Below are 12,545 nucleotides of genomic sequence, written 5' to 3'. Positions count from 1 at the left end.
CTCAGATTGTGGGAATTACTGGCTTTGCGCTTAAACTGCGCATGGCGCACAAAGTGCTTTCGTGATCCATGTGTTCGTGAACGAACAGAATGTGGCGGAGATGTAATCCAGGAGGGCTATGAAAAGTCTCGGTCCTAGAGACTCTGATCCCCATCGTTGAAACACGAGTGCAAGCGATCCGTCGTGTCAAGATGTCACCAAGGGTATCCGACCCCTTATTATGGTTTCAGTAAATACATCGGAGCGCTCGCATGAAGGAATTATGAGTAACGACCGTCCCCAAACGTGACAGCATGTCGCTCGAAGAGTTGGCCATCTCCAACATACTGGAGACCGGGGCCATTCAAGAGGGAGCGATTACTTTTGTAGGGATACTGAGAATAGGTTGTGAAGCACTCACTCAAACGGAGATCCAAAATGTGTCAGGAGCCAGAGTGCAAGCAGATAAACGCTGATAAGGGACTGCACTCCTGAAACAGCGCGGATCCAACCCGTTGCACGTAACGTGTAATCGTCAAATTGCAATCTGGAAATCCATGAGCCGACATTCAAGTCTCGCCAACCGATATGGAATGCTGACAACAAACTAAAATAACAGCTCCAACAGAAAAGCAAAAAGTATTGTCCGCTAGGTTCTCCTAAACCTTCCGTTATTCTTAATGACCTATTGGCGATGCCATTAACGTTTTCGGTACGCCATATTTTCCATATATTGCTTGAAAGAGAATTCCGCAGGAGACCAATGTAATAAAATACGCCAAAAATCGGAGTTAGAATAATCAGTCCAACAATGCTGTGTATGGGTTTCGCTCCATAATCTGTTATCCAGCCCCCAAAGATCCATGCTTGAAGAAAACGTTCAAAGGGCGTGTCTTTGTCTGTTGCGAACTTTCTCAAGGCTGCCGTTAACGCTTTCTGTTCGTTGCGCAGTCCAAACTCCTTCGACCGGTTTCGTAGTTTCACCAGATTCCTAGGATCGTCAAATTCTATAGTGGATAGGCCTTCTGAACTAATTAGCATAGAGTCGCTAACATTCCAGGGCTGGAATTTGGCGCGAGAGAAATTGACTCTCGTCAATAACGATCCTTCGAGGTCGACGCTTCTTAGATCTGCTGCTGTGAAGTTCACGTCAATAAAGGACGAATGGCTTAGCTTGGCTGCTTGTAAGTAGGCGTCACTTAAGTCTACATCCAACAGACTCGAACCTCTCAAATCCGCAAATTCAAGAATAGCTTTGTGAAGACTAATACCCCATAAAATCCCAGCAATCTTCGCACTCCGTAGACTTGCTGCCTGAAAGTTTGAGCAGTACGGGTCCCCTATCTGCCATCCCGGGCAAGCCGTGATCACTCCTTCCAGCTTCACGAAGTCCATGATCGCCTCGGCGAAATTTGCTCCGCCAAAGTCAACTTCATCCAAAATAGCACCAGACAGATTGACTCTGGAAAAGTTCGCTAAAGTCAAATTGGCGCCTGTGAGATCAGCGCGTTTAAAAATTCCTGCTGGCAGCGCCGATAGGTCAGCACCACACAAGTTTGCCCTTCTGCTGTCTTGGAGGGCCTCTGTGGTCAGCCTCAATTCTTTGGTTGAGTATATTTGGAGCCAGTGAGAATGCTTTTCAAGCATCTGCTTGATTGCGCTGTCAGAAGGTTTAGTACCACCCTTATATTGACCATCATATTGATCATCGCAGTTCGGACGAGAGAAGGGCAGCCTATTTCCTAACTTTGGCCACAAGTGAGCGATCAATGCGATAGTCTGAACCAGGACTAGGGTGGCAAGGACTACAAGAATCATCTTGTGGTTACGTGTAAGCATCTACACTTGGCATTTGTTCGATGGTTACCCTTGAACTGCAGGAAGTGTCGTAGAGCGTAACTATCCGCTGACTGCCCCCTCGATAGGAGAAATCTAGAATGGAAGAGAGGTGCTTTTGCCCCCAGGATACGCGTAACTTATTTCAAAATCGAGAAGGTTGCGGCTAACTATCCATGGTCGGATGACCTTCCCCCGATTTCACAGACACCTTCATAAGTGGGAAACTGAGGAAATCGGAGGACAGCATAAGCACGACAACACGACGGTCATCTACGGCGGCGTTCAAAGCAGAAGCGGTGCGCTTGGTACGCGAGTCAGGCCACCCGGTTGCGCAGGCCTAGAAAAATGGTTAAAAAAAGGTCGGGAGTCTTTGGTCATGCATTTCCGTCTGAATTTCTGTTATGGTCGCGTCTTGAATAATCAAAAGGTGGGGTCACATCTTGTTCTATGCATGCCTGTTTTTCATCTGCTGCGGGTCGTGGGAATAAACTTGAGAGGTCATTGTGAGCAGAGCGACCCAGCGGGGCCCGTTGGTGCCTCTCGCGACTCATGGACCTGCATTTGGGTATTCCAAGCATTGACCAGAGCACAGCTGAGCTAGCACCTGGATGGGGTCAAATGCTACACTTCTCTTCATGAGTCACGAACAATCGTCGACGCTCCCTCCGGACCCCGTCATCGAACGCTACAAGCGCGATGTCGATCGCACGCTGATACGGGAAAATTTAAAGTTATCCGTCGAACAGAGATTCCGTCAACTTCAAAAGCTTCAGCAGTTCGCCTCCGCGCTGAAACGAGCGCCTCGCTCGCCCAAGAATGACCGACTTTGAAACGCTCGTCCGATTATTGGCGAGAGCTCAGGTAGAGTTCATCCTCGTCGGAGGAGCCGCCGCGACCGCCCATGGATCTTCCCGACTGACGGTTGATTTGGATATCGTCTACGGCCGATCGCGACAGAATCTCGACCGCCTTGCTTCATGTCTGGCACCTCACCATCCCTATCTGCGCGGTGCTCCCGAAGGCTTGCCGTTTCAGCTCGATGTCCAAACCCTCCAGCGAGGGCTCAACTTCACTCTGATCACGGACCTGGGTGCCTTGGATTTGTTGGGAGAAATTACCGGAGGTGGGCGCTATGAAGACCTGCTCCCTCATACGATTGACATCGACCTATTTGGTGTTTCCTGCCGATGCATCACCTTGTCCAGATTGATCGAAGTTAAGCGTGCAGCCGGCCGCCCCAAAGACTTCGATGCGCTTGCCGAGCTGGAAGCCATTCGTGAGGAGGAAGCGTCCGGTGAGTAGCATCAACCATCCTGGGTTGCAGTAAGGAGGTCGGGACTCTTTTGTCATACATTTCCGTCTGAATTTCTGAATTCGGGTCGCGTCCTGCGATCACACATTTCGTGAAACAAGGCGAGGCCTGCCTGGCAATTCACCGTTCATCTTTTCGCGCTCCGCGTTTCCAGGAGAGCTTCAAGAGCCATTCTGGTTTTCTTCCTCCACGATTCGAGTAAGAGTTCCCCACCATCATCTTTACTTCTGCGGATGAGACAATCCACAATGCGAGTGGATTTGTAGCTAAATCTCAATTCTCGATCCAAATCGCGGGAAAGAACCGCCGTCACACCGGTATAAGCAAGCCAACCCACACCACCAAGGAGAGACACCATGAGCAACGAGAACGTGTACCAAGGAAGCTGCTTTTGCGGCGCGGTTCGCTTCACCGTCAGCGGAGAGCCGGCCGCAATGGGATATTGCCACTGTGAGTCTTGTCGAATTTGGTCGGCTGCGCCGGTCAACGCCTTCACATTGTGGAAGCCCGACTCGGTGCGAATCACGCAGGGAGCAGAGAACATCGGCACGTACAGCAAGACGCCGCTCAGTTATCGCAAATGGTGCAGGACCTGTGGAGGCCATGTCTTTACCGAACATCCCACGTGGGGACTCACCGATGTGTATGCGGCTGTTATTCCGGACTTTCCCTACCAGGCCGGCATCCATGTGAACTATGAGGAGACGAAGCTGCGAATAAAGGACGGGCTGCCAAAAATGAAGGACTTGCCAAAAGAAATGGGAGGCTCAGGCGTCAGCGTACCCGAATGAGTCTGTCGGGATTTCAAACCATCAGGAATGGCGAACTGCAACCGCAAGGCTGGTCTCTTGATACCCGAGCAGGCTCACTAGCTGGAAACGATCCGTGAGGAACAGGTGTCCAGCGAACAGAACCATGTATCTTGACCAGTCTTGGCAAATGCGGTGAACCGTCTCCAAGACACCGGTCACATGAGGAGAGAGCTTTTCCCACAGCTCAACGCATCAGATCCGTCACATCGGCAAACCCGCACTGAGTGAGCTCCACGGTTTGGCGACCAAGCAGCCGTTGGAAGATTACTACGTAACGGCCCGATCCTCAATCTCGCCTGAATCCGATCCGATCCACCTGGAATCCATTCAGATACAGATGAGCGCTGTCCAACTTTGAAACAGTTCGCTCAGACCGTTGGAATACTTAACTTTTCGTTTAGAAGACGCGTGGCGCAGAACGTGCTTTCGTGATCGATGTGTTCGTGAACGAACAGAATGTCGGGGAGATGTTGATGTAGGAGGGGTAGCGCTGAGTGCGTTGCAAAGGCTCGCGGTGGATGGCGATACGATTTGTGTTGGAGGCGTAACCCGGGCAAAACGGATCTCATGGAGGATCTCATGATCAGTGTTAAAAATCATCTCGTCCAGCGGCCGTTGGTGGTGATCACATTCGTCCTAGTTCTCGGTGCTCTATCGATGATCTGGCCCGCCGTCATTACGCTGTTTCTAGGCGCAGTATTACTGCTGCTCCAATCCTTCGGCGGCGAGCTGGCGATTGTGGTGCTGCCATAGGCAGAGGTCAGCAATCTTGCGATCGCCCTCGCCTCTTTTCGGCAGATTGGTCTTCCGGCGATTCTCCTATGATACGTTTGGAATGGCGATTTCGTCAGGCGAGAGCACTCCACCTGGGGGCGGGCTTCGGAGAGAGCATGCGGACGGAAGGGTTGCTGCCAAGCGGCTCAATCCGTATCGAGCCGCTTGGCCGGGACCTCTACAATCGCCTCCTGGTCGATGTATGTGTTTGTGAACGAACGGAACGTGGCGGAGACGTTGATCATGGAGGGACACGAGAAGTCGCGGTCCTGGAGGCTGTGGTTTTAAGTAGCATGAAGATCGCAGCTCAACGGGCTCCCACGCTGACGGTCTCTTGGCAGCGTATCCTTCATGAAGCTCCTTCAAGACAAATTTGCCCGGTCAGTTGACCAGCACCAATCAGTAGTCATCTCCTCCAACACCTGCTGTATCTAATCCGATCCACCGTAGTATCTATTTAGATACAGACACAGCCTGTCCAAGTCCAAAGCACTTTCCCTAGGCTATCGAAGTACCAGGCCTTTTGTCATGTACGTACGTGTATATACGTGGCACAAGAAATGCCTGTGTGCGTCTTACTCAGAAAGGCTGAAATTCTCGCAAATGAAAGGTGTAGGCGCTTGGCATAACCTGCTTTCACGGTCGTGCTAAGGAGCCTCTGAATCCTAAAATGCGGCTGTTAAGGAAGGCGATATCTCCGTGCCCAGGGTAAGACAGATAACGATCATGCTCAGCAGCACTTGTGCTGATCTTGGTCAGTATCGAGAGGAAACGTCGACCGTCAAGCGTAACCATTTCTTGAGGAGGTGCACTGTGAACAACAAAGATCTTGTGATATGCGCAAGCCTGCTGCTCGTGCTCCATGGCTGTAGTGGGATGGAAGGCATGCCGCTGCCAGGGATGGGAGCATTTGAGCAACCTAAGGAAAGGGATCTTACGATTGTCGATGTCAACAAGGATTTCAAGCCACTCGCGGATACCGACCGCGATTACGTTAAGAAAGAGAAGATCAAGTATCTCGTGACCGGAAAACAGAACTTCGATACCTTCCTCAAAGAATCATCAATCGTATATGCCGGCTTTGCTGTGACGAACGGCATGTTCACCGATGTAAACAAAGAGCTCGACCAATTAGTCACGGAAGTTGAGGGTAACTCCTCAACCCCAGATTGCCAAAAGCTTAAGAATCTAGAGAAGGCCGGTGGATATTTGACGACGGCCGGTGTAACACTTGAGGGTGGTGTCCGAAATGGCAAACACTTAGTGAACGAAGGGGCAGACTTGTTGACTGAAGCAAAGAGTGATTTTACGGGTGTCACCCTGCCGCAAGTTACAAACGCCATTCAGACAAACGTAGGTCGCCTCAAGGTTGTAGGGTCGCAGGGCATTACGCTCGTGAACAAAACTCTTGAACTAACAGGGCGAGTCACAGATGTAGTCACCGTGAATGGGAAGGCATGCGGGCAACCTTGACTGCGGCAGACCTAAATCACGTATGCGATCTATCGGATTCAGCGCGACTGAAGCGCAGCGAAACACGATACGCGTTATGCTGCATCCGCGAACAAGACAATGTTCCTTAATTAAGGCGGGGAGCTGGGGTTGGGCCTTGGCCGCCATAACAATCACCATGGTTTCATGCACCACCATTGAATGCGCGTGCATAGAAGATGTACTTCGCCGGGCACATTGTGAGGTCGACGTAGACAGAGCCAAGAGAAGGGGCGATCCAATTAGAACGGATTGTGTATCAGCTGGTGATGAGAATGGTACTACGACACGTTGTGCACTGAGAGGGCATATTGGCCATCAAACATCATGGAGGGATGCTCGTACAGCATCGCTAAATTATTCTGGCTCATCAGGAAATCGAGTGGGTAGCTTTCAAGGTTTTTGGAGCGCGAGAAGCATGCATCTAAGTACCTTCGAGCGCAGATATTCTTCGTCGCGCAGTCCGTATGCTCGACGTTGGATGAGGCGGTTTGTATTGTTGAGTCCCTCGACCAAAGCGAGCGAGACCTTGTTCTCGGGCTCGCCGTAGGCAGCGATTCCATCCTAGCGACGATCGATCATGGCGGCGACTTTCTCGTAGGGCGTCATCCTTATTAAAAGGTCGGTACCTTTTCTGCCAACCTTGGGCTCACGATGGATCGCTTGCACTGGTGTTTCAACGAGGCGGGATCAGAGTTTCTATGATCGCGGCTTTTCGTATGCTTCTTGGATCAACGTCTCCTCCCCATCTTGCTCGTTCGCGAACACCTTGGCCAGGAGCCGATTGTAGGCATCCCGGCCATACGGCCCGATGCGAATCGGGCCGTTGTGCAGCAACTCCTCCAGTTAGCGCTTAACTGCTAGACCGTCGAATTTCACTCAGTTCGGGCGTGTCGATCCCACGAAGCCTGATGCGCTCGCCTCCAACACAAATCGTATCTCCATCGACGGCACGTACTTGCGGATTATCGACAGTGAGGATTGGGGTCGTGCCTTGCGATCAAACATTTCGTGAGGCAAGGCGAGGCCTGCCTGACGATCCACCGTCATCTTTTCGCGCTCGCCGTTCACAGGGCAGTTTCAGGAGTCATTGCGGTTTTCTTACTCCACGATTCTGGATCATGCAAGTGAAGTCACATCTTGTCCTGTGCATGCCAGTCTTTCAGCTGATTTTTGAGAGACCATCGTGGTCGGAGTGCCCCAGCGATGCCCGTTTGACCGTCCTGCACTTCATAGACCTGCATGTGGTATTCCGAGGATTGACCAGGTAGTGGAGCCGGCACATGGATGAAGTCAACTGATCCACCCCGTTTCATGGTCGACGATCACCCGACGACGCTGCCTCCGGACCCTGTCATCGAACGCTACAAACGCGATGTCACTCGAAGGCTGCTGCAGGAAAACTTACAGTTATCTATCGAACACGATTCCGTCAGGTCCACAAGCTTCAGCAGTTTGCCTCCGCGCTGAAACGAGCAGCTCGCTCGACCGAGAAGGACCGACCTTGAACCGCTCATCCCGCTATTGGCATTGGCTCACGTGGAGTTCATCTTTCTTGGAAAAGTAAAGGGAATTGTCGCTCTTCCAGTATCAAACTGCTCACTCCTACCCTCTGTCACTGTATCGAATAAGATTCTATCCGTATCGGTATGGATACAGTCCCAGGTAAACAGACCGCGCGGAACTTCTTCAATCCACTGAAGCGACAGGCCTATCCATGAAGGTCCGGTCATTGCATGCCGATCGCGATACAACCTGAGCGGGCCCTGTCAATTTCACACTTGATCATTGAATTGTAGGACGACACGACAACGGAGGTGACGGATGCCCTTAAAAAAATATGGGGTGCTCAAAGGCAAAGCCATTGGCGCCAAGCGAGAAACCGAGCCCAAGTCTCCACATTACCAGGTTCATATCCAAGCGGGGGCAGTCCAGTACCGAATTGCGGTGAATGTGAAATCCCAGCTCAGCCCGTCAGAGTTGCTGTTTTTGCTCGACGACAATTTCCAACACTCAATTACAGCCTCTCTACCGGGATTGCCCGTCGGATTCACATCGTTGCAGAGTCAGCCTGGAGGCCCGGCGCTCGATTTTATTCGTGGCAATCTGTTCAATCGCCTGGACATGAGACTCCTCCCTCCAAATGTGCCCGGTCCAAATAACGATTTGAGCGACCAGATCGAGCACTATGTCGCCCGAGCGATCCAGGAACCGGATGCGCAGATCTACGCCTTCGGCCAACGGTGGGGCCCGGAGGAACAGGTACCCGACAAAGTGTTCCGCTTCACCCCGGGCAATGGTATTCACGACATCCACATGAATCAGGGGAATGTTCCACCCCATACCGGTGATGATGGAGTGTGGCAGGATGGAGCCTTGATGTTTGCATTTCCTAGTTCTCATCAATGGGTGGCGGTCTTCCTGGCCTTTCAGTCTCAAGCCTGGCATACCGATGATCGCACCGGTCATACCAGTCCCGACGTGTCGAACCCCGGACCGGGACCGCAGCCCGGTCCTACAGAACCTGATCATCTCGTCAGAATCGTCGGCGCGATGGTGAATCCTGTCGGTCCTGCGCCGGAACAGGAAACGGTCACGTTGCTCAACACATCACCGGAATCGATCGACCTGAGGGGATGGAAGATCGCCGATCGGCTCAAAAAGAGTCACAGTCTCTCCGGAGTCATAGGTCCCGGTGCCACGCTTGTTGTTACACTGCCCCAGGACGTTCAATTGGGAAACAAGGGCGGGATCATTACTCTGCTGAACAACAAGGGCTTGAAAGTGGACGGCGTCTCGTATACCGCCCAGCAGGCACAAAAAGAAGGATGGACGATCGTATTCTAGGAGATTGCGACAGACACAGGCCGTGTCGCGACGAATTGCTGATGCAAATTACTCTCAACAGCGGGCCATGCCACGAATGGCCGCGAAAACAACTACCAATACCTTATTGTTATGGAGGGTATCATCATGGAAGGATTTACACGCGCCAACCTATTCGAGCTCAGCAGCGGGACGATTCAGGTAACCTATTCAACCACAAGTATTTTAGGAGGCCCCATTTTCAGTTATCGCGATAACACGCTCAGCCGTTCCTTCAGGGGCGAAGAAATTCTTATCGAGAACAGTGCCATTGGAGAAATCGTCACTGTCACGCTCGAGACCATCCCGGACTTACGCACTGTCACCTTCTCTTTGATTGTACCCATTGTAACGGTGATGACTCAATCGAGCGGAACTCGGATTAAGGTGCTCGGAATTACCTCAACGGCCCCCACGACGATTGCAGGACCACCACCAGGACCGCAACAACTTTATTCCGCAGTTTATCTGAGGGGGACCGCGCAGTTTATCGTGTCCTGACGATAAGTTACTCAACCTGGTCTCATTGCGAAGTGACTAGGGAAACTTTTCGCACACTGGGGCATGGGGTTATGGCGCTCTCGTGAGAATGAGTTTCGAGCCGAGTTTGGAAGGGGAACTAGCCTCGCCTGTTTCATAGGGTCTGCATAATCAGGAACACATCCGGGGGTAGGATGCCTATTCAGTGGATCGGGAGTCCGAATAGAGACAAGGGACGAGAGGGCTTCAGACCCGAAGCGATCGTGATCCATATCATGGAAGGCACGCTCAGGGGCACCGACGCCTGGTTTTCAAATGAGGAGTCAGGAGTCTCCGCCCACTATGGGATCGGGAAGGAGGGACAGGTTCATCAGTACGTAGGCGAAAGTGATCAGGCTTGGCATGCCGGTCGAATCGTCGCTCCGACTTGGCGCCTGTTGAAACCCGAACTCAATCCGAATTTGTATACGATCGGCATTGAACATGAAGGACGGGTCGATACACTCTGGTCCGATGCGTTGTATGACGCCAGCGCGCGGTTGATTGATGAGATTTCCCGACGGTGGGCTATCCCCTGCGACCGCGATCACATCATCGGCCATCGAGAAATCCGCTCGGATAAGACATGTCCAGGATTCGACGTCGATCTCGACAAGCTCGTCGACATGGCCAATGAGTTCCAACGTGATCCGCGCACGTTCAATTTCATCAAGAAACCGGGCATTGTGAAGGCACGCGCCGACCTGAACATTCGCGAACTGGCTCCCACCACCGAAACGGCGGCGGTCCGAACGATCAAAAAGGGACGCACACTCAAGTATCAAGGTTGGACGAGCAACGGAATGACCGTCAACGGCAATGCCCATTGGTATAAGGACTCCGATGATAATTACTTCTGGGCAGGAGCAACCGATCGGCCGATTCCTGGACTCTGAGATCTATACGGTAGCCCGTATCGATCGTCGCACCCGTTCCGTCCTAGGTCTTCTTCTCGTAGGCAGCTTCGTACTAGCCTGCGGTGCCAAGCCTGTATCGGCTTACCCCTCTGTGCAATTGACGCCCGACCGACAAGCCATTCTGGTGATTCACGCTGATCGGACAACTCCCTCTCAAATTCTGCTTCAACGTTTGCCGACCGAATCCACGGTCGCGCCTGGTCTGTCTTACCGCCTGCAGCGGTTCGAGCTCGTTCGTGTGTCACCGGACGGACGATACGCAGCCTTCTCTGCTGCGGGACATCACAACCTGATCGGCCTTCTGGATCTTGCGACCATGATGGTACGAGAAATCGACGTCGTGACGGAGGGAGACGTGGTGGCCTTCCATTGGACAGCCGATGGCCGAACGCTTGCATATGACTACTTGCCGGCGAGCGGCTATCGTCTGGTGAAGGGTTACGATATTGAATCTGGGAAAAGTTTAGTCGTGCCCCGTACGGAGCGCAATTCGGCTGTCCATGTCACGTTTGAAAGCTGGGGACCACGGCCGCATGAGGTCATCCTACGCGTAACCGACATACGCAACAACGAACGTCGAACCGAAACCGTCACGCTGATTCCGCACCAGTAGACGACCGACATGACCCTCACTGCCGACAGCTCCAGTTGTAGGCGAGTGTGCAGCTATGATGACTTTCGGCATCCAATGCGACCCAAGGTCTTGTGCTCTTGGCTCTCCTTTTCAATCCTCCAAGTCACCGGCTGCGTCTTGGGACAGGCCATTGAATAGACACAGCGGTGCGACTACAATCCACCTTTCGCCAACTTGAAGGGTCGCCGGTACGACACGGCCCTCGTTGCAGCGGGTGTGTTGTTCCAAGAAAGCGTAACTTGAGATACGTAACTTGAAACTGAGGAATTTCATCGCCATCTGTGGATTGTTCTGGGCATCACCCGTGCACGCTCAGAATCCCATGGCAACACAGGTCTGCAGTATGCTCGTATCTCCTGCGTTATCAGCCGTCCAGTCCAGGATGGGTACGGGTGATGGCTGCGCCTGGCAATGGCCTAACGGTCAAGCGCTGTCGGTGTATGTGCACATCGACAAACAAACCGAAACAGCGGCGGAGATCAAACAGATGATGGCCCTGTACTTGCAGAACCCCGCGTTCAAGAGAACGGCCTTCCCGATTTGTACGGGAGGTGACATGGTCGTCGGTGATTTTCGAAACGGCAAAGGCCCCGGCGGCACCGGATACACGCAATGTTCTGGTTTTTTGCTGACCTTCAGCTTTCAAGGTGGCGATGCCCAAAACCATTTACCTGGCATTACAAAGAAACTCGCCGGCACAACCTTCGCTCGCTGACTCCCTGATGCTATGAGAGAGATGTCCCTTCTCAAATGGCGCTGGATCATGAACCTCGTCCAGGGGCTCGGTATTGGCAGAACCCTTCGGCCAATTTCGTGATCAGAGATTGGATCGTCGTTGAGAGCCAAAGTAATCACCATGTGTGCAGCTGAAAGGACGCAATCATGAAAAACATTGAGATGAGCGTCGAAGGATCTGTATTGACGATCAGAGTGGACCTCTCAAAGGAGTTCGGTCCTTCTTCGACGGGCAAGACCATCATCATTGCTTCGACGGAAGGGAACGTCACCATTCCGAATCGCCAAGAGAAGGTCGGGATCAATGTTTACCGAAAACAGTAGCGCCGCCCGCAGTCCTTCGGCCCTACCTGCTTCACCGGCGGGGCTGCTTTCCTTTCCGACCGGCTCTTGACAGATTAGAAACAACGCTCTAGACGTATCTCCTGGGCTGCGATCCACAGAAAGTTCTCGTAGTTGTGGATAGCCATGCACCTGGTTGTTCGACCAACGACTCGTTTGTGGACGTCGGGCGCACCGTGCAGGGAATGCATGAAAATGTCTGGGAGAACGATACGAACCACTATTACTGGGGGCGCTTCTGACATAGTGCGGACGCCTAAAAAATAGGCAGTTTGATGAATCGACACGTCCCTTGCGCATGATTTGGTCAAGAAACAGACTTGCTC

13 protein-coding genes are annotated in these 12,545 nt (G+C 52.3%); 10 read left to right on the top strand and 3 right to left on the bottom strand.

Annotated features, from left to right (window positions below; translation table 11 throughout):
* Positions 1-396: 396 nt before the first annotated feature.
* Complete coding sequence (locus tag P0119_03650; protein ID MDF0665152.1) at positions 397-1,797, bottom strand: pentapeptide repeat-containing protein; 1,401 nt, start codon at positions 1,795-1,797, stop codon at positions 397-399.
* 837 nt (positions 1,798-2,634) lie between these two features.
* Here P0119_03650 and P0119_03645 point away from each other — a divergent pair.
* From P0119_03645 to P0119_03630, 4 genes are all read left to right on the top strand, one after another.
* Positions 2,635-3,120 carry a hypothetical protein gene (locus tag P0119_03645; protein MDF0665151.1) on the top strand — a complete coding sequence of 162 codons (486 nt, stop codon included), beginning with the start codon at positions 2,635-2,637 and terminating at the stop codon, positions 3,118-3,120.
* A gap of 366 nt (positions 3,121-3,486) precedes the next feature.
* Complete coding sequence (locus tag P0119_03640; protein ID MDF0665150.1) at positions 3,487-3,921, top strand: GFA family protein; 435 nt, start codon at positions 3,487-3,489, stop codon at positions 3,919-3,921.
* Between the two features lie 600 nt (positions 3,922-4,521).
* A complete protein-coding gene (locus P0119_03635; protein ID MDF0665149.1) occupies positions 4,522-4,695 on the top strand; it encodes a hypothetical protein in 174 nt (57 codons plus the stop codon).
* Positions 4,696-5,529: 834 nt separating this feature from the next.
* Positions 5,530-6,189: a hypothetical protein gene (locus tag P0119_03630; GenBank protein MDF0665148.1), complete on the top strand. Its 660-nt coding sequence runs from the start codon at positions 5,530-5,532 to the stop codon at positions 6,187-6,189.
* Between the two features lie 717 nt (positions 6,190-6,906).
* On the opposite strand, the gene P0119_03625 is transcribed toward P0119_03630, so the two are convergent.
* Both P0119_03625 and P0119_03620 read right to left on the bottom strand, forming a co-directional pair.
* The gene (locus P0119_03625; protein MDF0665147.1) at positions 6,907-7,044 is read right to left on the bottom strand and encodes a hypothetical protein; all 138 of its coding nucleotides are present in this window, start codon (positions 7,042-7,044) and stop codon (positions 6,907-6,909) included.
* Between the two features lie 296 nt (positions 7,045-7,340).
* Positions 7,341-7,523, bottom strand: a complete 183-nt coding sequence (locus P0119_03620; GenBank protein MDF0665146.1) for a hypothetical protein — start codon at positions 7,521-7,523, stop codon at positions 7,341-7,343.
* Positions 7,524-8,031: 508 nt separating this feature from the next.
* Here P0119_03620 and P0119_03615 point away from each other — a divergent pair.
* The 6 genes from P0119_03615 (at position 8,032) to P0119_03590 (ending at position 12,201) form a co-directional block, all read left to right on the top strand.
* Positions 8,032-9,054, top strand: coding sequence for a DUF2278 family protein (locus P0119_03615; protein ID MDF0665145.1), 1,023 nt, complete (start codon positions 8,032-8,034; stop codon positions 9,052-9,054).
* A gap of 126 nt (positions 9,055-9,180) precedes the next feature.
* Positions 9,181-9,573: a hypothetical protein gene (locus P0119_03610; GenBank protein MDF0665144.1), complete on the top strand. Its 393-nt coding sequence runs from the start codon at positions 9,181-9,183 to the stop codon at positions 9,571-9,573.
* Between the two features lie 173 nt (positions 9,574-9,746).
* The gene (locus P0119_03605; protein ID MDF0665143.1) at positions 9,747-10,487 is read left to right on the top strand and encodes a peptidoglycan recognition family protein; all 741 of its coding nucleotides are present in this window, start codon (positions 9,747-9,749) and stop codon (positions 10,485-10,487) included.
* Positions 10,435-11,121 carry a hypothetical protein gene (locus P0119_03600; protein ID MDF0665142.1) on the top strand — a complete coding sequence of 229 codons (687 nt, stop codon included), beginning with the start codon at positions 10,435-10,437 and terminating at the stop codon, positions 11,119-11,121. The genes P0119_03605 and P0119_03600 overlap by 53 nt, the downstream gene beginning before the upstream one ends.
* Positions 11,122-11,524: 403 nt before the next feature.
* Positions 11,525-11,857: a hypothetical protein gene (locus tag P0119_03595; protein ID MDF0665141.1), complete on the top strand. Its 333-nt coding sequence runs from the start codon at positions 11,525-11,527 to the stop codon at positions 11,855-11,857.
* Positions 11,858-12,024: 167 nt separating this feature from the next.
* A complete protein-coding gene (locus P0119_03590; GenBank protein ID MDF0665140.1) occupies positions 12,025-12,201 on the top strand; it encodes a hypothetical protein in 177 nt (58 codons plus the stop codon).
* Positions 12,202-12,545 lie beyond the last annotated feature (344 nt).

This window comes from Nitrospira sp. (assembly GCA_029194665.1).
GTDB lineage: Bacteria > Nitrospirota > Nitrospiria > Nitrospirales > Nitrospiraceae > Nitrospira_D.
The sequence above is the reverse complement of the archived record's forward strand: the minus strand, read 5'-3'. Positions and strand labels throughout refer to the sequence as shown.